This window comes from Stappia indica, assembly GCF_001696535.1.
GTDB classification, from domain to species: domain Bacteria; phylum Pseudomonadota; class Alphaproteobacteria; order Rhizobiales; family Stappiaceae; genus Stappia; species Stappia indica.
The window spans coordinates 287858-306458 of record NZ_MBQE01000002.1; the positions used below are offsets into that span (position 1 = coordinate 287858).

17 protein-coding genes are annotated in these 18601 nt (G+C 68.3%); 14 read left to right on the forward strand and 3 right to left on the reverse strand.

What is annotated here, in order from left to right; translation table 11 throughout:
- The first annotated feature begins 6 nt into the window (after positions 1-6).
- The 12 genes from BBX35_RS09295 to BBX35_RS09350 all read left to right on the forward strand — a co-directional run bounded on the left by BBX35_RS09295 (position 7) and on the right by BBX35_RS09350 (position 11482).
- Positions 7-1122 carry an ABC transporter ATP-binding protein gene (locus BBX35_RS09295; RefSeq protein WP_067218946.1) on the forward strand — a complete coding sequence of 372 codons (1116 nt, stop codon included), beginning with the start codon at positions 7-9 and terminating at the stop codon, positions 1120-1122.
- Positions 1123-1126: 4 nt separating this feature from the next.
- Positions 1127-2140, forward strand: coding sequence for an ABC transporter ATP-binding protein (locus tag BBX35_RS09300; protein WP_067218948.1), 1014 nt, complete (start codon positions 1127-1129; stop codon positions 2138-2140).
- Positions 2141-2749, forward strand: coding sequence for a dihydroxyacetone kinase subunit DhaL (gene dhaL / locus BBX35_RS09305; protein WP_067218951.1), 609 nt, complete (start codon positions 2141-2143; stop codon positions 2747-2749). It begins immediately after the preceding gene.
- Positions 2746-3135, forward strand: coding sequence for a dihydroxyacetone kinase phosphoryl donor subunit DhaM (gene dhaM, locus BBX35_RS09310; RefSeq protein WP_067218953.1), 390 nt, complete (start codon positions 2746-2748; stop codon positions 3133-3135). Before dhaL ends, dhaM begins: the two co-directional genes overlap by 4 nt.
- 11 nt (positions 3136-3146) lie before the next feature.
- Complete coding sequence (locus tag BBX35_RS09315; protein WP_067219931.1) at positions 3147-3449, forward strand: HPr family phosphocarrier protein; 303 nt, start codon at positions 3147-3149, stop codon at positions 3447-3449.
- A 5-nt stretch (positions 3450-3454) separates the two neighbouring features.
- Positions 3455-5071, forward strand: coding sequence for a phosphoenolpyruvate--protein phosphotransferase (gene ptsP / locus BBX35_RS09320; RefSeq protein WP_067218956.1), 1617 nt, complete (start codon positions 3455-3457; stop codon positions 5069-5071).
- A complete protein-coding gene (locus BBX35_RS09325) occupies positions 5064-5510 on the forward strand; it encodes a hypothetical protein (RefSeq protein ID WP_067218959.1) in 447 nt (148 codons plus the stop codon). The genes ptsP and BBX35_RS09325 overlap by 8 nt, the downstream gene beginning before the upstream one ends.
- 18 nt (positions 5511-5528) lie before the next feature.
- Complete coding sequence (dhaK, locus tag BBX35_RS09330; protein WP_067218963.1) at positions 5529-6518, forward strand: dihydroxyacetone kinase subunit DhaK; 990 nt, start codon at positions 5529-5531, stop codon at positions 6516-6518.
- Positions 6519-6597: 79 nt separating this feature from the next.
- A complete protein-coding gene (locus tag BBX35_RS09335; protein ID WP_067218964.1) occupies positions 6598-7653 on the forward strand; it encodes a sugar phosphate isomerase/epimerase family protein in 1056 nt (351 codons plus the stop codon).
- Between the two features lie 39 nt (positions 7654-7692).
- The gene (locus BBX35_RS09340; RefSeq protein WP_067218967.1) at positions 7693-8865 is read left to right on the forward strand and encodes a Gfo/Idh/MocA family protein; all 1173 of its coding nucleotides are present in this window, start codon (positions 7693-7695) and stop codon (positions 8863-8865) included.
- 160 nt (positions 8866-9025) lie between these two features.
- Positions 9026-10114 (forward strand): metal-dependent hydrolase, encoded by a 1089-nt coding sequence (locus BBX35_RS09345; protein ID WP_067218970.1) that lies wholly within the window; start codon positions 9026-9028, stop codon positions 10112-10114.
- Between the two features lie 129 nt (positions 10115-10243).
- On the forward strand, positions 10244-11482 hold the full coding sequence (locus BBX35_RS09350) for an MFS transporter (protein WP_067218971.1): 1239 nt from the start codon (positions 10244-10246) through the stop codon (positions 11480-11482).
- A gap of 16 nt (positions 11483-11498) precedes the next feature.
- Here BBX35_RS09350 and BBX35_RS09355 read toward each other — a convergent pair whose 3' ends face one another.
- The 3 genes from BBX35_RS09355 to BBX35_RS09365 form a co-directional block, all read right to left on the reverse strand.
- Positions 11499-12239 (reverse strand): hypothetical protein, encoded by a 741-nt coding sequence (locus tag BBX35_RS09355; RefSeq protein WP_067218974.1) that lies wholly within the window; start codon positions 12237-12239, stop codon positions 11499-11501.
- Positions 12240-12316: 77 nt separating this feature from the next.
- A complete protein-coding gene (locus BBX35_RS09360; protein ID WP_067218975.1) occupies positions 12317-14281 on the reverse strand; it encodes a CHASE2 domain-containing protein in 1965 nt (654 codons plus the stop codon).
- A 49-nt stretch (positions 14282-14330) separates the two neighbouring features.
- A complete protein-coding gene (locus BBX35_RS09365; protein WP_067218978.1) occupies positions 14331-16493 on the reverse strand; it encodes a caspase family protein in 2163 nt (720 codons plus the stop codon).
- Positions 16494-16698: 205 nt separating this feature from the next.
- On the opposite strand from BBX35_RS09365, the gene BBX35_RS09370 reads away from it, so the two are divergent.
- Positions 16699-17745 carry a Gfo/Idh/MocA family oxidoreductase gene (locus BBX35_RS09370; RefSeq protein WP_067218981.1) on the forward strand — a complete coding sequence of 349 codons (1047 nt, stop codon included), beginning with the start codon at positions 16699-16701 and terminating at the stop codon, positions 17743-17745.
- Positions 17742-18569, forward strand: a complete 828-nt coding sequence (locus BBX35_RS09375; RefSeq protein ID WP_067218984.1) for a glycerophosphodiester phosphodiesterase family protein — start codon at positions 17742-17744, stop codon at positions 18567-18569. The genes BBX35_RS09370 and BBX35_RS09375 overlap by 4 nt, the downstream gene beginning before the upstream one ends.
- Positions 18570-18601: the final 32 nt, after the last annotated feature.

Genomic DNA, 18601 nt, shown 5'->3' on the forward strand with positions numbered 1-18601 from the left:
TCAGTCATGGCGGAGATCAGGGTCGAAGCCCTCAGGAAAAATTTCGGCGACTTCACCGCGGTGAAGAATTCCGATTTCACCGTGGCGGACGGGGAGTTCTTCGTCATGCTCGGCCCCTCGGGCTGCGGCAAGACGACGACGCTGCGGATGATCGCGGGGCTGGAGCTGCCGACCTCCGGGCGGATCTTTCTCGGCGGCGAGGACGTCACCTTCAACCGCGCGTCGCACCGCGACATCGCCTTCGTGTTCCAGCTGTTCGCGCTTTATCCGCACATGAACGTGCGGCGGAACATGGCGTTCCCTCTGGTGTGCCAGGGAATGCCGCGACAGGAGATCCGCACGCGGGTGGAGGAGACGGCGCGGCTGCTGCGCATCGACCACATCCTCGACCGGCCGGTATCGGGCCTTGCCGGCGGCGACCGCCAGCGGGTGGCGCTGGGCCGGGCCATCGTGCGCCGGCCGAAAGCATTCATGATGGACGAGCCGCTCGGCACGCTGGACAGCGAGTTTCGCGACCTGATGGTGCGCGAGCTGCGCGAACTCCACAATTCGATCGGGGCGACGACGGTCTATGTCACCCACGACCAGGTGGAAGCGATGGCCATGGCCGACAAGATCGCCGTGATGAACCACGGCGTCATCGAGCAGTTCGGCCACCCGCAGGAAATCTACGACCGCCCGGCCACCATGTTCGTCGCCGACTTCATCGGCTCGCCGCCGATGAACTTTCTCGATGTCGAGGACGGCCATGCGGCTGGCGATGCCAGGGTCCGCCTCGGCGGCGCGGAGGTCGCCATTCCGGAGCTGCGCGAAGAGGTTGGCGCCGGTGCCATGGTCGTCGGCATGCGCCCCGAGCACGTGAGGTTCGACGATGCCTCGGCGCTGCGGGGCGAGGTGATCGGCGCGGAATATCTCGGCACCACGCAGATCGTCACGGTGACCGCGGGAACCGCATTGCTGAAGGCGCGGGTCGCCGCGGATGTGCCGGTGCGGGAGGGGGGAACTGTCGGCCTGACCTTCGACACCGCACGCCTGTCGCTGTTCGACGGTGCGAGCGGAAAGGCGCTGGCGAGCGCACGAGACGATGCCGGCGCGATCCTGCGCAACGGGACGGGAGGCTGACATCATGGCAAGCGTTGCCCTTTCGGGAATTGCCAAGCAGTTCGGCCGCACCCAGGCGGTCGACGATTTCTCGCTCACCATTGCCAGCGGCGAATTCGTGGTCCTGCTCGGGCCGACGGGGGCGGGCAAGACGACGACGCTGCGGCTGATCGCCGGGCTGGAGACGCCCGATCGGGGTTCCATTCATATCGACGGGCAGGACATCACCCGCGTGCCGCCGGCCGGGCGGGACGTCGCCTTCGTCTTCCAGCAGTATTCGCTGTATCCGCATCTCAGCGTCTTCGACAATCTCGCTTTCCCGCTGCGCTCGCCGGCGCGGCGCGTGCCGGAGGACGAGATCCGGCAGACGGTCGAGACAGTGGCGAACATGCTGCGCATCGGCCACAAGCTCGGCAACCGCTCCACGCAGCTGTCGGGCGGCGAGATGCAGCGCGTCGCTATCGGCCGGGCCCTGGTGCGCCGGCCGTCGATCTTCCTGATGGACGAGCCGCTGTCCTCGCTCGATGCCAAGCTGCGGGCCGACCTGCGGCTGGAGCTGAAGCGCATCCAGCGCGAACTGGCCGCGACGATCCTCTATGTCACCCACGACCAGGTCGAGGCGATGACCATGGCGGACCGGATCGGCATCCTGTCGGAAGGCCGCCTGGTGCAGATCGGCACGCCGCGCCAGATCTACGAGGATCCGGACAATGTCTATGTCGCGGCGCGGCTGGGCCAGCCGGCGATCAATGTCCTGCCGATGGGCGTGATCCCGGCGCAGCAGGCACCGGCTACGGCCTTTTCCCTCGGCGCGCGGACAGAGCACTTGCGGATCGAGACAGCCGACGGGGCGAGCGCCAATGCCCGGCTCGACTGGGTCGAGCATCTGGGGGACCAGAACCATCTGCACATCAGGATCGGCGACTTCCGGCTGACGACGCTGGCGGATCCCGGCAGCCGTCTCGCCGCCGGCGAGGCGATCCGCGTCGAGGCCGTGTCGCCTCTCTACTTCGATGAAGACGGAAACAGGATCAGATAGATGAGCGAGACGGATCCTCGTTTGCGAAAGATGTTCGAGGCGGTGGCGCAGGCGATCATCGCCCATGCCGACGAGCTGACGGAGCTGGATTCGGCCATCGGCGACGGCGACCACGGCCACAACATGACACGCGGGATGCAGGCCGTGCTGGGCGAACTGGATGCGCTCGTCGCCAAGCCCTGGAACGAGGCGCTGAAGGCGGCCGGCATGCAGCTGGTGATGAAGGTGGGCGGCGCCTCGGGACCGCTCTACGGAACGCTTTTCATGACGCTCGGCAAGTCGCTGGACACGCCGCCGACGCGCGACGGCCTCGCCGCCGCGCTGCACGCCGCCATCGAGGCGGTGATGGCCCGCGGCAAGGCGAGCGCCGGGCAGAAGACCATGCTCGATGTGCTGGTGCCCGTGTCGGAGGCGGTGTCCGCGGGTCGCTCGTCCGCCGAGGTCGCGGAGGTTGCACGCAAGGCCTGCGCCGCGACGAAGGAGATGCTGGCGACCAAGGGGCGGGCCTCGTTCCTGGGCGAACGGTCGGTGGGTCATATCGATCCCGGCGCCCGGTCCAGCCAGATCATGATCGAGACGATCGCCGAACAGCTTGGAGACGCGAAATGAGCAATGTCGGCATCGTCATCGTGTCGCATTCGCCGCTGGTGGCGGAAGGCACCGCCGACATGGTGCGGCAGATGGTCGGCGACGAGGTGCCGCTCGCCTGGTGCGGCGGCGATCCGGACGGGGGGCTCGGCACCAGCGTCGAGGCGATCCTGGCGGCCATCGACAGGGCGTGGTCGGAGGCGGGCGTCGCGATGCTGGTCGATCTCGGCGGCGCCGAGACCAACTCCGAAATGGCGGTCGAGATGCTGCCCGACGCGCGCAGCGGCAAGGTGGTGGTGTGCAACGCCCCGATCGTGGAGGGCGCGGTAGTCGCCGCGACCGAGGCGTCGGGCGGTGCTTCGCTGCAGGAAGTTCGCCGGACCGCGGAAGAGCTGTCGGCGCTGTGAGGGCAATGGACATGAGCGACGTGGCGCTTACCGCCGAGGTCCTGCTGGAGCACGAAGTCGGGCTGCATGCGCGCCCCTCGGTCAAGCTGACCAAGCTGGCCAAGACGTTCCGATCGCGCATCGATGTGAGCCCGGGGCCGGACGGGCCGTGGATCGATGCCAAGAGCATCGTCAAGGTGATGGGGGCACGCGCGCCGAAGGGCACCGTCCTGCATTTCCGCGCGGCTGGCGAAGATGCGCGCGCTGCGCTCGATGCGCTGGTGGCGTTGGTCCGCAACGATTTCGAGACCGGAGCCGCGGGCGAGGCGGAGTGAGGGACATGACGGGCACGCCGGCACCGGGACCAGAGCTGATCGGCAGGGCGGCCTCGCCTGGCCTTGCGGCAGGTCCCGTGGTGGTGGTCGACGCGCTTGCCGGCGACGTTGTGGCCTCAGGTGACCCGCGTACGGAAGCCGCAAACCTGACGAGGGCACTGGAAACTGCCTCCGCGCAGATCGCCGGATTGACGGAGACTGTCGAGCCGGAGGCGGCGGAGATGCTCGAGTTCCAGCTGGCGATGCTGGAAGACGAGGAGCTGACCGCACCGGTTCGCGCGGCGATTGCGGATGGTGCCTCGGCTGCCGCGGCCTTTGCCGCGGTGCTCGATGCCGCGATTGCAGATTATGGCGCCTCGTCGGACGAGTATTTCCGCGCCCGAACCGCCGATCTTGCCGACATCCGCGAGCGGGTGCTGAGGGCGTTGTCGGGCAAGGCAAGCGAGGCGCCGGCTGCTGGAGCCGTGCTCGTCGGCAAGGACCTGACGCCGACGCGTTTTCTCGAGACGGACTGGTCCGCCGGGGGAGGGATCGCGCTGGCGGACGGCAGCCCCTCCAGCCATGTGGCGATGCTGGCGCGGGCACGCGGCGTGCCGATGGTGACAGGCCTCGGCGCCTTCGACACGAGCGACCTCAAGGAAGCGCTGGTCGATGGCGACAGCGGCCGTGTCCGCTTCAATCCGGACGAGGCGGCGCGCCGGCAGCATGCCGAACGGGTCGAGGCGCTGGCCCGCGAAGCGGAGGCCGCGAAAACCTATCTCGGCCGGCCGGCCGCGACGGCCTGCGGCGTGCCGATCTCGGTGATGATCAATGTCGCGGCGCCGGAGGAGGTCGATGCGCTCGATCCCGCCCATTGCGACGGCATCGGCTTGATGCGGACCGAGTTCCTTTTTCACGGGGCTGGCGGCTTGCCGGACGAGGACTGCCAGTACCAGGCCTATCGCAAGGTGCTGGAATGGGCCGGCGGGCGCAGTGTCACCATCCGCACGCTGGACGCCGGCGGCGACAAGCCGGTGCCCGGCCTCACGGTCGAGGAGAGCAACCCGTTTCTCGGATGCCGGGGGATCCGGCTGTCCTTGCGCCGGCCGGAGGTGTTTCGGGTCCAGTTGCGGGCGCTGGCGCGGGCGGGGTGCCGTGGAAACCTGCAGGTGATGCTACCGATGGTCTCCATGCCGGAGGAGATCGAGGCCGCGGCGCGGCTGCTCGATACCTGCGTCGCCGAACTGCATGCCGAGGGGCATGAGGCGGTCCGTCCGCCGCTCGGCATCATGGTCGAGGTGCCGGCCGTTGCGGTGACGCCCGAGCGCTTCGCGGCCGCTGCGTTCTTCTCCATCGGTTCCAACGATCTGACGCAATACGTGCTGGCGGCGGGACGAGATTCGCCGGACGTGGCGGAACTCGGACGGGCCGACGACCCGGCGGTGCTGGCGCTGGTCGCTTCGACCTTGCGCGGCGGCGCGGCAGCGGGCTTGCCGGTCAGCCTGTGCGGCGATGCTGGGAGCGACCTTGCCGTCCTGCCGAAGCTGCTCGCCTGCGGGCTGCGGCGGGTTTCGGTGGCGCCGGCAGCGCTTGCTAGGGTCAAGGCGGCGCTCGCCGGAATGCGGCTCGGCGACGATGGCTAGACCGCCCGAGACCCCGGCGCCCGAAAGCGCGCAACTGGTCGCCGTCTACAAGGCGGTGCTGCAGAAGGTGCTGGACAAGCGCCCGTCGGGAACGCGCCAGCGGATCGCGGCGGTGCTCGGCAAGAACCGCAGCTTCGTCTCGCAGATCACCAATCCGGCCTATTCGACGCCGATCCCGGCCGCGCATATCGAGCCGATCCTGGAGGTCTGCCATTTTTCGCCGCGCGAGCGGGAGGCGTTTCTGGATGCCTATGCGGTGGCGCATCCACGGCGCCAGTCGCCCGCCGACCGCGGACCGAAGCTGAGGGCACGCACGCTGCTCCTGCCGGATCTCGGCGACCTGGAGCGCAACCGGCGGCTCGACGTGCTGCTCGACAACGTGATCCGCGACCTCGCCGATCTCCTGGAGGAGGGCGACGACGAGGCCGCACGAAAATAAGCCATTCGGGAGGAAGGGATGAAGAAGCTGATCAACTCCGTCGACACCGTGCTTGCCGACAGCCTCAACGGGTTCTGCCGGGCGCATGGCGATATTCTCGTTGCCGGCGATGAGCTGAAATTCGTCCGCCGCAAGGACCTTAAAGCCGGCAAGGTGGCGCTGGTCTCCGGCGGCGGATCGGGGCACGAGCCGCTGCATGGCGGGCTGGTCGGCCATGGCATGCTGGACGCGGCCTGCCCGGGGCAGGTGTTCACGTCGCCGACGCCGGACCAGATGCTGGCGGCGGTCGAGGCGGTGGATACCGGCGCCGGTGTGCTCTTCATCGTGAAGAACTACGAGGGCGACGTCATGAACTTCGAGATGGCGGCCGAGATGGCCTCCGGCGAGGTGGCGAGGGTCCTCACCAATGACGATGTGGCGGTGGAGGACTCGCTCTACACGACCGGGCGGCGCGGCGTTGCCGGAACCCTGGTGGTGGAGAAGATCGTCGGCGCAGCCGCCGAGGAAGGCCGAGACCTCGCGGCGCTGAAGGCCTTGGGCGACAAGGTCAATGCCCGCACCCGCTCCATGGGCGTGGCGCTGACCAGTTGCACGGTGCCGGCCGCCGGCAAGCCGATGTTCGAGATCGGCGAGGACGAGATGGAGATGGGCGTCGGCATCCACGGCGAGCCGGGGCGGCGGCGCGTCAAGCTGGCCAGCGCCGACGACATCGCTGCCGAGATGATCGGCGCCATCCTCAAGGATCTCGGGCAGACGGCGCAAGGCGAGGTGCTGCTCTTCGTCAACGGCTTCGGCGCGACGCCGGCGATGGAGCTCTACGTCATGTACGATGCCGCCGCGAAAAAGGCGGAGGCGGCAGGCCTTTCCATCGCTCGCTCGCTGGTCGGCAGCTACGTGACCTCGCTGGACATGGCGGGCTGCTCGCTGACGGTCACGGTTCTGGACGACGAGATGAAGGCGCTCTGGGATGCGCCGGTCCACACGGCCGCGCTGCGCTGGGAGATGTAGGGCGGAAGGGCCGCGAGAGCGGGTGTCGGGCGGACACGACCACAGGCGGCAAGGCCGCAAGACGGGAGGAGACAAGACGATGAAGACGATGAAAGGGCCGGGGATTTTCCTGGCACAGTTCGCGGGCGACGAGGCGCCCTTCAACTCCTTGAGCGAGATTGCCGGCTGGGCCGCCTCGCTCGGCTACAAGGGCGTGCAGATCCCCACCTGGGACGGGCGGTTGTTCGATCTCGAAAAGGCGGCCGACAGCCAGGATTATTGCGACGAAGTGGCGGGCATCTGCCGGGAGGCAGGTGCCGAGATCACCGAGCTCTCCACCCATCTGCAGGGCCAGCTGGTCGCCGTGAACCCCGCCTATGACGCGGCCTTCGACGGCTTCGCCGCGCTGCATGTGCGCGGCAACCCGAAGGCGCGCCAGGAATGGGCGACCGATCAGATGCACAAGGCCGCGAAGGCCTCGCGCCGGCTCGGTCTCGGTGCCAGCGTCTCGTTCCCCGGTGCGCTGGCCTGGCCCTACGTCTATCCCTGGCCGCAGCGTCCGGCGGGGCTGGTCGAGACCGCCTTTGCCGAACTGGCCCGCCGCTGGCGCCCGATCCTGGATGCCTATGACGAGGCCGGCGTCGACCTGTGCTACGAGATCCATCCGGGCGAAGACATCTTCGACGGTGCCACCTTCGAGATGTTCCTGGAGGCGGTCGGCAATCATCCGCGCTGCTGCATCAACTACGATCCCTCGCATTTCGTGCTGCAGCAGCTCGATTATCTCGCCTTCATCGACATCTATCACGAGCGGATCAAGGCGTTTCACGTCAAGGATGCGGAGTTCAATCCGGACGGCCGGCAGGGTGTCTATTCCGGCTACCAGTCCTGGGTGAACCGGGCCGCGCGCTTCCGGTCGCTCGGCGACGGACAGGTCGATTTCGCCGGCATCTTCTCCAGGCTTGCCGCCTACGATTACGATTCCTGGGCGGTTCTGGAGTGGGAATGCTGCCTGAAGCATCCCGAGGACGGGGCCGCGGAAGGGGCTCCCTTCATCGCCAGCCACATCATCCGGGTGACCGAGAAGGCATTCGACGACTTCGCGGCCGGCGGCGCGGATGAGGCGGCGAACCGGCGCATGCTGGGGATCGACTGACCGGCGCGCAGGCGCGCCAGCAACGGGAGGAAGTCAGCGATGGCGATCGAAGCAGGACAGGAAACGCAAGGCGGAGGGAGGATCCGCCTCGGCATGGTAGGCGGCGGCGAGGGCGCCTTTATCGGCGGTGTTCACCGGATGGCGGCGCGACTCGACGGCCAGTTCGAGCTGGTGGCCGGTGCGCTGTCGTCCGACCCGGAGCGGGCGAAAACCTCGGCGGCGGCGCTGGGGCTGGCTCCCGATCGCAGCTACGGCTCGTTCGCGGAGATGGCCAAGCGCGAGGCGCGGCTGAAGGACGGCATCGAGGCGGTCGCCATCGTCACGCCGAACCACATGCACTATCCGGCCGCGCGCGAGTTCCTCAAGCGCGGCATTCACGTGATCTGCGACAAGCCGCTGACCTCAACGATGGCGGATGCGAAGAAGCTTGCGGCGCTTGCGCAGACCTCCGGTGCCCTGTTCGTGCTGACCCACAACTACACCGGCTATCCGATGATCCGGCAGGCGCGCGAGATGATCGCCGCAGGCGAGCTCGGCACGATCCGGCTGGTGCAGGCGGAGTATCCGCAGGACTGGCTGACCGAGCGGCTGGAAGCGAGCGGGCAGAAGCAGGCGGACTGGCGGACCGATCCGCAGCGCTCGGGAGCCGGCGGCTGCGTCGGCGATATCGGCACCCATGCCTACAATCTCGCCTGTTTCGTGTCGGGTCTCGAGCTTGAGGAACTGTCCGCCGAACTCACCACCTTCGTGGAAGGCCGGCGTCTCGACGACAATGTCCAGGTGATGATGCGATTCCGGGGCGGTGCGCGCGGTATGCTATGGGCAAGCCAGGTGGCGCCCGGCAACGAGAACGGCCTGCGCCTTCGCATCTATGGCGAGAAGGGCGGGCTGGAGTGGGAGCAGGAGCAGCCCAACCATCTGTGGTTCACGCCCTTCGGCGAGCCCAAGCGCCTGATCACCCGCGGCGGGGCGGGGGCGGGTGCGGCCGCCGGCCGGGTCACCCGCGTGCCGGCCGGACATCCGGAGGGGTATCTGGAAGGGTTCGCGACGATCTATCAGGAAGCCGCCCATGCGATCCGTGCGGCGCGGGCCGGCAAGCCGGCGGGGCCGGAGGTACTCTATCCCGGTATTTCGGACGGCCTTGCCGGGATGGCCTTCATCGATGCCTGCGTGCGCTCCTCGCGCGCGAATGGCAGGTGGATCGCGCTGTAGGAGCAGCAAGGTCGTTCGGGGCGGTCCTTCACACTGGCGGCCGATGTGCGCAGGCCCTATGTGAAGACGCAACACAGTGCTGCCGGACCCCATGCAAGCGGCGCGGTGGAGACGCCCTCTGCCGCGCCGCTCGCGTGCCTGCCTTGGACAAGACCTACACATGGACTCCCTGACCCAGTTCGTGCTCGGCGCCGCCGTCTCGACCGCCTTCCTCGGCAAGACCCTCGGCCCGCGCAAGGCGGCGCTGGTCGGCGGCGTGCTCGGCACGCTGCCGGATCTCGATGTCCTGCTGCCCTTCGCCGATCCGGTCGACAGTTTCGTCCTGCATCGCGGGGCGACGCATTCGCTGTTCATCCAGGCGCTGGCAGCGCCGGTCTTCGGCGAGGTGCTGATCCGGCTGTTCCGTTCGTTGTGCGAGCGGCGCTTGCTCGTCTGGCTGACGGTCTATCTCTGCTTCGCTACCCACGCGCTGATCGACGCGATGACGGTCTACGGGACGCGGCTGTTCTGGCCGATCTTTCCAGATCCGGTCGGCGTCGGCTCCGTCTTCATCATCGATCCGCTCTACACCCTGCCACTGCTCGTCGTCGCGATCTGGGCCTTGGCCCGGCGCGAATGGTCGCCGCGCCTTTCGCGGGCGAACACCGCCGCGTTGGTGATCAGCACGGCGTATATGGCGCTGACGGTCGGGCTGCAGGCGCATATGGAGGCCCGCGCCAGCCGCATCTTCGCGGAAGCCGGGATCGCGCCGCAGCGGGTCTTTGCGATTGCCGCGCCCTTCAACACGGTGGTGTGGAAGGTGATCGGCATGGAGGACGAGCGCTACCACAACCTCTACCTGTCGCTGCTCGACAGGGACGACCCTCCGACGATCTACACCCACGACCGGGGCGGCAGGTTCGCCGAGTGCCTTGCGGCCAATCCCGCCTATGCCAAGCTCGACTGGTTCAGTCGCGGCTATCTGCGGATCGAGGAACTTGGGAACCGCCTCGTCGTTTCGGACCTGCGGATGGGGCTGACGCCGGCCTATGTGTTCCGTTTCGCGATCGCCGAGCGGGGCGAGGCCGGATATGCGCCCATCGTGCCGGAGCGGGACATGTCCCACCGGCGCTCCAGCGAGGGCGATGGCGGCTGGCTGCTGGCGCGGCTTTGGGGCCGGCCGTTCCTGCGCCCGGCCGAGGCGCAGGCCGCCGAAACGGCGCTTGCGGAGAACGAGGCTGCCGCCCCTCTCCCGGCCCGCGCCTGCTAACGACTTCGCGCCGCTACGTCACTCTGGCGGCGCCGCCGATTGACATTGAAAGACCCCGCGGAGGGTAGTAACCGGTTGAAAAAGCCTGCATGCGAAAGACATGCGGGCAACCGGGAGGACGCTCACGCCATGCAGGGAAGCGGGACACACGACACGGGCGGTGTCGACAGCGGCTATGCCTGGGCACGGCTGGGGCTTTCCATGTTCCTCGCCACCATCGGCGGGGCGGGCATGTGGTCCGTGGTGGTGGTGTTGCCGGCGGTGGAGCGGGAGTTTGGCGTCGACCGGGCGGATGCCTCGCTGCCCTATACGGCGACCATGATCGGCTTCGCGCTCGGCAATCTGTTCATCGGCCGCTTCGTCGACCGCCTCGGCGTCATGGTGCCGCTGGCGCTGGCCTCCGTGCTGCTGGGCTCGGGCTTCCTGCTGGCCTCGCAGGCCAGTTCGATCTGGATCTTCACCGTGCTGCAAGGCGCGATGATCGGCTTCGGTTCGGCGGCGACCTTCGGTCCGCTGCTCGCCGACGTCTCCCACTGGTTCTCCAAACGGCGCGGCCTTGCCGTGTCCGCGACCGCTTCCGGCAACTACTTTGCCGGGGCGATCTGGCCGCTGGTGCTGCAGGCGGCAATGACCGAATACGGCTGGCGCGGGGCCTATATTCTGGCGGGCTGCGTCTGTCTTGCCGTGCTGGTGCCGATGGCCTTCCTGCTGCGCCGGCCGGCGCCGCACATGGCCACCGGGGGCCGCCATGTCGAACCGCCGCCGCCGGTGCGCACGACGCCGCTGTCGCCCGGCGCGCTGCAGTTCCTGCTGATCCTCGCCGGGCTCGGCTGCTGTGTCGCCATGTCGATGCCGCAGGTTCATATCGTCGCTTACTGCGTCGATCTTGGCTACGGCGTGGCGCGCGGGGCGGAGATGCTTTCCCTGATGCTGGCCGGAGGCATCGCCAGCCGGCTGATCTCCGGCGTGCTGGCCGACAAGATCGGCGGGCTGCCCACGCTGCTGATCGGGGCGGTGCTGCAGTGCCTCGCGCTGTTCCTCTACATCCCCTATGACGGGCTGGCGTCGCTCTACATGGTGTCGCTGATCTTCGGCCTGTCGCAAGGCGGCATCGTCTCCAGCTATGCCATCGTGGTGCGCGAGTACCTGCCGGCCCGCGAGGCCGGACGCCGCGTCGGCGCGGTGATCACTGCAACCATTGTCGGCATGGCGCTGGGCGGCTGGATGTCGGGCTGGATCTACGACCTGACGGCGTCCTACCAGGCAGCGTTCCTGAACGGCATCGGCTGGAACATGCTCAACATCGCGGTGATCGTGCTGATCCTGGTGAAGAGCGGACGGCCGCGCCGGTTGACCGCGGCGGCCTGAACCGGCGCTCGTCGGTTCAGTCTACGGTCTCGCCGGCATGCAGGCGCGCGATCAGCGCCAGCGCCTGCCGGCGGCAGTCCCGCTCCGCCAGCCAGGCGAGCAACTGTCCTGCGGGAGCCCCGGCAAGCACCTGCGGCATCACCGAAAGCTCGAAATCCCTTAGCTCTCCGCCAACGGAGACGACCATGCGGCCGTCTTCCATCGCCATCCCCTCGGGCAGGGCAAGCCGGTTCTCGCCTTCCTTCCAGGCGATGCCGTCGTGACGGCCGGCAGCGCTTCTGGCCGAGACGGTCTGGGTCTCGTCCGCCTGCTTGCGCCAGAGCGTCAATTCGCCCGTGCGGATGCACCGGGGGCCGGAACTGTCGGTGCTGAGGTCCCAAACGCCGGGAGGCGGGGGGATGTCGCCGGCGCCGGCGCGTGCGGCGCCAAGCACGGTGGAGCTGGCTTCGGCAGAGCCGACGAGCCGCTTCAGCGCGTTCCAGCCGGTGGAGGGGGCATCGCTGTCGCCAGCCTCGTCCGGGGTTGGGACCGCGCCGGAATAAAGGCCCTCCAGCGCGACCATGCGGCCGCTGCGCTCGATGAGGGTCAGTCTCGCGCCTTCGGGCAGGTCGATCTGCTGGTCGTCGGCGATTTCTGTCCCGGCGGCGTAGCTGCCCGGCGCGCCGCTGGCGGCGATGACGACATAGTCGGCGAGTGCTGCCGCCGGGTTGAGGCCGGCGAGCAGGCCGAAGCCAAGGCAAAGAGCGGTCTGGCGCATGGCAGTCCCGGGTCTCGTGTCCATCCAGTCCTTGCGCCGGCGATCCTTGCGGCGGCACGCGGATTCTCTCGTCTGCCTCATTTGCCCTCGAGAACCAATGTGGCCCCGGTCTCGCCGGCCTGCAAGCGGCGAAGGTGCAGCAGTGCCAGCGGATCGTCCGGCCGCAGCCGCAACGAGGCCTCAAAAAGGCTGGCGGCCTCGGCCTCGCCAGCGCGCATCGCCGCGAAGGCCTTGCGATAAGCGGATTGCCACGTCGCATCCCGCCGCCGGAGCGCCAGAGGCTCGAAACAGGGCAGGGGAATGGTGCGGCCCTTGAGGACGAGATCGGCGGCCGGGCGGCACTCGCTTGCCGGGCAGCGGGCGGCAACCGTCTCGCTCATCAGGATGCGGGTGCCGAGAAACCGGTTGGCACCCTCCAGCCGCGCCGCCGTGTTCACCGTGTCGCCGATGCCCGTGTAGTCGAAGAAGCGACTGCCGCCGAAATTGCCGATGACGGCTTCGCCGGCATGCAGTCCGATGCGGGTTGCGCCGAGATGGATGCCGCGCCCGGCAACCTTCATGCGGTAGCCTTGCGCGAACTCGTCGAGCGCAAGGGCAAGGGCGACGGCATGGGCCTCCTGCTCCGGATCCTCGTCGGGGGCGCCGAAAAAGCCGACGACGGCATCGCCGATGATCTTGTCGATGGTTGCGCCATGCTCGGTCATCAGCCGGCACATCTCGTCCAGATAGGGGTTGAGAATGTCGGTCAGCGCCGAGGGTTCGAGCTGCTCCGACAGGCTGGTGAAGCCCTCCAGATCGGTGAAGAGATACGTGACCTTGCGCTTCTCGCCGCCGAGTTCCAGCGCCAGCCGCCCGCTGGCGATGCGCTCCACCACCGGGGGGCTGACATAGCGCGAGAAGGCAAGGCGCAGGAACGCCCGCTCCGAGCGCTCCGTCTGCCATCGCCGCCAGGACAGCACGCCCGCGGTCGCAAGGGCCGCAAGCGGAGGGGCGACCAGCGGCGGCAGCCAGATACCGCTGGCGACCAGCCAGGCGGCAAGGACGAAATAGGCGACAAGGCCGAGGGCCAGCAGCAGGACCAGCCGACGCGGGGGAAATGGCAGCGAGAGCGCCAGGGCCGCAAGGCTGGCGAGCGCCAGTGTCGCGGCGATTCGCAGCCAGGGCGGGGAGGCGGGAAGCGAGAGCCCGGCAAGGCGCTGGGCGAGGATATGCGCATGGATCAGTACGCCGGGGATGGTCCCGGCGGCGCTGCCCTGGCCGGCGACCATCGGCGTCGGATGACGGTCGATGGTCGGCAGGTCCGTGCCGATGAGGACGATCTTGCCCGCGAACCATGCGTCCGGCAGCAAGGGAATGAGATGCGCGGGGTAGAGCGTGAACGGGCCCGGCACCCCGTCGTTCGGCGTCTTCACGCAGTTGCCGTAGAGAATGCGGGACCGCGTGTCGCCAGCGCTCATATCGGCCGCCCTGTGGGCGGCTTCCGTCAGGGCCTGCGTGAAGGTGCGGATGGTTTCGCCATGCTCGGTCCGCTCTCTCGGCAGGTGTCGGACGACGCCGTCGATCTCATCGCGCGGCAGGGCAATCAAGCCGTGCCCGCGGCTGGCGACGTTCTTCGCGGCAAAAGCGGCCTGCCGGTCGGTCAGTCCGTCGGCGGTGGTGGCATAGGCCAGGACGATAGGCAGCGATGCCTCGTCGATGGCGGAGAACAGCGCCTTGTCCTTGTGCGGAAGGCTCGGCTGATCGAGCAGGATGTCGATCCCGACGGCGGCAGCACCTGCGCGGTCCAGACGCCTGACCAGTTCGGCAAGGAACTCGCGGTCTATGGGCGAGCGGTAGGGGAATGTGGCAAGCGTATCTTCCGTCACGACCGCGACCACGATGTCCGACAGGGTCTCGGGCGGCGGCGAGGGCGCGAAGGATACCGCAATGTCGCCCGCAAGCGGATCGAGCCGCGAAGCGGCCACGAGCGCGACCAAGGAGGCAACGAGAACGGCCGCGATCTCCAGCTGCCATCCGCCCCGACGGGTCGGCCGTGTCGTCACCAGCCTCTCCCCCGGCCAGGACCGCAGGGCCCGAGGATCGTCGCACGGGTCATTGGCCGACGTCGAAGCGCTTCACGCCCGACCTCGTGCCGTCGCGATAGAGCAATTCCACCGTGACGAAGGATGTGGCGGCGGGAATGTCGACATGGATCGTCGAGCCGGGCCCGGACTGGGGAACCGCATGCGGGTTGTCCGGATCGCAGGGACCGGTGTCGAAAACCTGGTCCGGCGTTTCGCTGTCGAGGGCGTAGCGCACTTCCTGGATCGCGCAGCGATAGCTGATCAGATGGGTGAAATAGAGCAGCTTGCGGCCGTCCCAGTCCCGGAAGGCGAGCCATCCGGTGCTCAGGCGCTCCAGGATGTCCTTCTGGCCGGAGATCAGTGCGTCGCCGGGGTTGAAGCTGACGGAGAAGGGGCCCTGCATCTCGCCATGGATGTTGAGATAGCTCACCTCGATGGCGGTGTCGCCGGCATTGCCGGGAAGCTCGAAGGCCGGATAGGGGATCGGCGCGCCGGTCGATGGGTCGACCGCGCCGTTGACGAAGCCGGTGGAGCGGGCTTCGCCGCCCGGCAGCTTCACGAAGATCTCGCGCGTCCGGTCGGCGATGGCGAGGGTCAGCATCCATCCCTGGTTCGACCGCATGGCGTTGAGGCGCACCGGGTTGGCAAGCGCGGCCGGGTTGATGAAGGACAGGGCGGCAAGGCGGGTCCTGGCGTCCTCGACCTGCTCGGCGGCCATCTGCTGATCGAGATAGTAGCCGAGGAAGCGGCCGTCCTCGACGGCGGCCATGAAGCGGTCGAGAAGATCGCGCTCGCGCGTCTTGTCAGTCGCTGACTGCTGGCCGAGCCGCGTCTGGCTGTAGTCCTGCGACAGGGCGTAGAGCGCCGGCGAGAAGTCGGGATAGGCGTCCAGGAACGCACCGAGCCGGCGGACGCGCTCGTCGCGCTCCTCAAGCAGGATTTCGGCGAACAGGGTCGTCGGATCGTTCCGCCCCTGCGACAGCGACCGGTAGATCTCCAGTGCGCCGGCACGTCCTTCCTGCACCCTCAGCACCGACTGGAAGCGCAGGTGCGGGTCGACCTGCGGCATGCCGAAGGCGAAGTATTTGAGATAATCCTGCCGGGCGCCGGGATAGTCTCCGCGGATCTCCTTGAGACGAGCATTTGAGTAGAACTCGTGCGGCTGGGTCGGGTTGTCGACGATCAGCGAGCGGCTGGCGAGCTGGGCGAACAGCTGGCCGATCTTGTCGTTTCCGCTTCCCTCGCCGACCTCGTCGAGACGCGCATTTGCCAGCGCGGCGAAGGCGCCGTCCGGAAAGCGGTCGAGATAGCTGCGGATCTGGTCGGCCGAGCCGCTGTCCTTCACGTCGTTCCACAACTGCAGCTCGAGCTGGACGTCGGAGCCGGGCGCAGCGCGGGCGACGGCCGCCGATCCGTCGGCGGAGGAGTCGGGCACGAAGACGATTTCCGAGGTCAGCGAGGAGTGATCCCAGGGCACCTGGTCGCCGCCGGTCGCTTCCACCACCCGCAGGCGCACGGCCTTGAAGACGGCCTCGATGCTGCGGCCGGGCACCAGCAGTTCCGCGGCGATGGCCGAGGTGTAGGGGCTGTTGAGGCCGGTGCCGTCGGCGGCGGTGCTGCCGGGAGCGGTGGCGAAGGAAATGAAGCTGCCGCGCGGCGTGCTGTTCAGCAAGGCGAGGCCGCCGGCACCGACGGAGCGGCTGAGCGCGGTGTTCCGGCATGCGTCGAGAATGACGATGTTGGCGCCCTTGTGTGCGTCTTCCACGGCGGACAGAATCCAGTCCACGGCAAGGGCCTCGAACTCCGCATCCACCTCGTCCCGCAGGTCGGCCCCGATGGGGGCGAGATAGTTGCGCCCTCCCGCCTGGAAGCCGTGCCCGGAATAGTAGACGGCGGCGACGGAACCCTCGCCGGCCTCACCGAGGCGCTGCGTGAAGGCGCGAACGGCCTGTTTCATGGTGCGCAGGTCCGCGTCGAGCACGGTCTCGACGGAAAAGCCCGCTTGGCGCAGCGTATCGGCGATCAGCGCGGCGTCGTTGACCGGGTTCTTCAGCGGCGTCATGGCGCCGCCGGAATACTCCGAATTGCCGACGACCAGCGCCAGCCGTTCGGCCGCAAGGCTTGACGCCGCGCCGAGCACTTGTGCAATGCCGAGCCAGGCGATGAGGGCGATCCCATGCAGCAGGCGCATGAACAGGTTCCTTCTGCGGTCCAACGGAGTGAAGTACCCGCAGGCGTGCTGCCGGTCCACCCGGTCGCGTCCGCCCTTCACAGCCCTGTGATTGCAGCCCAAACCGCCATCAACGTCAATTGGAGCGGCAAAACCAGGTGAACGGGTTGCCCTGCGCCCCGCTTTTTCCCAAGATCCGGCCCAAGACGAATGGGAGCGGAACGACATGGCGCTGCGCGTCGGGTTTTCAGGGTACGGCGCGGCCGGGCGCTACCTCCATGCACCGCTCGTGGCGGCTGCGGGGATGGAGGTGGCTGCGGTGGCGACCTCGCGAGGCGAGGAGGTTGCCGCTGATTTTCCGCAGGCAGCCGTCGTTCCCGACTTCGAGGCTTTGCTGGCGCGGCCCGACATCGACCTCATCGTGATCGTGACGCCGAACGTGCTGCATGTACCGCAGGTGCGGGCCGCGCTGACGGCCGGCCGCCATGTGGTCGTCGACAAACCGGCGACGCCGACCCGCGCCGAGGCGGAGCAACTGGTAGCGCTCGCGAGCGAGAAGGGCCTCAAGCTCGCCGTCTATCACAACCGCCGCTGGGACAGCGATTTCCTGACTGCGCGGCGTCTGCTGGAGAGCGGTGAGCTCGGCGAGATCGCAGCGTTGCGTCTTGTGTGGGACCGGTTCCGGCCGCAGGTTCTGGATCGATGGCGCGACCGGCCGGCGCCGGCCTCCGGCAATCTCTACGATCTCGGCTCCCACCTCATCGACCAGGCGCTGCAGCTCGTCGGCATGCCCGACTGGCTCCAGGCGGATGTCTTCACCCAGCGCCAGGACGGGGCGACGGATGACGGGTTCGAGCTGCTGATGGGGCTGGGCCGCATGCGGCTGTCGCTCGGCGTTTCGCTGATCTCTGCTGCGCCGCGCGACCGCTTCCGCATCGAAGGAACCGCCGGCCTGTTCCGCAAGCAGGGGCTCGACGTGCAGGAGGATCAGCTGAAGGCCGGGATGGCACCGCTCGATCCGCAGTTCGGCCGCGAGCCGGAGGCGCAACAGGGCGAGATCGTCGCGCCGGACGGAAGCCGCCGCGCCGTTACCTGCGAGCGTGGGCGCTGGCTGACCTTCTACGAGCGGATGCGGCAGGCCATCGAGAGCGGAGGCGAGGTGCCGGTGACCATGTCCTCGGCGGCGAAGGTGATCGGCCTGATCGAGGCTGCGCATGCCTCCGCCCGGCTGGGGCGCAGGATCGCACTCGACCCGGACGGGCGCTGGGCATGAGCGCCGCGCGGCCGACAGGCTTCGAGCATCCCTATCTGGCGGAGCCGGGATTCCACGCGCTTGCCCATCGCGGCGGCGGGCTGGAGAACCCGGAAAACAGCCGGCAGGCGTTTTCCGCTGCCGCGGAGCTCGGCTATCGCTACATCGAGATCGACGTGCAGGCCTCTCGCGACGAGCGGGTGGTGGTCTTCCACGACGATACGCTGGAGCGGACGACGGATGGGCAGGGTGTCGTCTCCTCGCTCGTCATGTCGGATCTTGCCGGCGTGCGCATGCAGGGCGGCGAGCCGCTGCTGACCCTTGCCGAGGCGCTGGAGAACTATCGGGACCTGCGCTTCAACATCGACATCAAGACCGACCAGGCCCTGTTGCCGACGCTCGACCTGCTGGAGCGCATGGATTGCCTTGAGCGGGTGTGTATCGCCTCGTTTTCCGATGCGCGGCTACGGGCTGCCCGCGCCCGCTTCGGCGACAGGGTGTGCCTCAGCAGCGGGCCGCGCGCGGTGACCGCCCTGCGCTTCGGCGCCTGGGGCATGCCGGTGGCCGCGCCCGATGTCGCCTGTGCGCAGATCCCGCTGGCGCAGTATGGCGTTCCGCTCGCAACGCCCGGTTTCGTACGCCATTGCAACGCCAGGGGCATTGCCGTGCATGTGTGGACCATCGACGAGGAAGCGGAGATGCGCCGGCTGATCCGGATGGGCGTAAACGGCATCGTCACCGACCGACCGTCGCTGCTGAGACGGGTGGCGCAGGAAGAGGGCGTGTGGCCCGGATCGCCGCCTCTTGGTCCCCGGGCCGGTCCCTCCAGCGGCCCGGGTGCTTGATTTCGCCGCATCGCAAGCCGATATCTCAGCCG

Coding starts and splice junctions, on each gene's coding strand:
- BBX35_RS09295 (WP_067218946.1), top strand. CDS start 7: ATGGCGGAGATCAGGGTCGAAGCCCTCAGGAAAAATTTCGGCGACTTC.
- BBX35_RS09300 (WP_067218948.1), top strand. CDS start 1,127: ATGGCAAGCGTTGCCCTTTCGGGAATTGCCAAGCAGTTCGGCCGCACC.
- dhaL (WP_067218951.1), top strand. CDS start 2,141: ATGAGCGAGACGGATCCTCGTTTGCGAAAGATGTTCGAGGCGGTGGCG.
- dhaM (WP_067218953.1), top strand. CDS start 2,746: ATGAGCAATGTCGGCATCGTCATCGTGTCGCATTCGCCGCTGGTGGCG.
- BBX35_RS09315 (WP_067219931.1), top strand. CDS start 3,147: ATGAGCGACGTGGCGCTTACCGCCGAGGTCCTGCTGGAGCACGAAGTC.
- ptsP (WP_067218956.1), top strand. CDS start 3,455: ATGACGGGCACGCCGGCACCGGGACCAGAGCTGATCGGCAGGGCGGCC.
- BBX35_RS09325 (WP_067218959.1), top strand. CDS start 5,064: ATGGCTAGACCGCCCGAGACCCCGGCGCCCGAAAGCGCGCAACTGGTC.
- dhaK (WP_067218963.1), top strand. CDS start 5,529: ATGAAGAAGCTGATCAACTCCGTCGACACCGTGCTTGCCGACAGCCTC.
- BBX35_RS09335 (WP_067218964.1), top strand. CDS start 6,598: ATGAAGACGATGAAAGGGCCGGGGATTTTCCTGGCACAGTTCGCGGGC.
- BBX35_RS09340 (WP_067218967.1), top strand. CDS start 7,693: ATGGCGATCGAAGCAGGACAGGAAACGCAAGGCGGAGGGAGGATCCGC.
- BBX35_RS09345 (WP_067218970.1), top strand. CDS start 9,026: ATGGACTCCCTGACCCAGTTCGTGCTCGGCGCCGCCGTCTCGACCGCC.
- BBX35_RS09350 (WP_067218971.1), top strand. CDS start 10,244: ATGCAGGGAAGCGGGACACACGACACGGGCGGTGTCGACAGCGGCTAT.
- BBX35_RS09355 (WP_067218974.1), bottom strand. CDS start 12,239: ATGCGCCAGACCGCTCTTTGCCTTGGCTTCGGCCTGCTCGCCGGCCTC.
- BBX35_RS09365 (WP_067218978.1), bottom strand. CDS start 16,493: ATGCGCCTGCTGCATGGGATCGCCCTCATCGCCTGGCTCGGCATTGCA.
- BBX35_RS09370 (WP_067218981.1), top strand. CDS start 16,699: ATGGCGCTGCGCGTCGGGTTTTCAGGGTACGGCGCGGCCGGGCGCTAC.
- BBX35_RS09375 (WP_067218984.1), top strand. CDS start 17,742: ATGAGCGCCGCGCGGCCGACAGGCTTCGAGCATCCCTATCTGGCGGAG.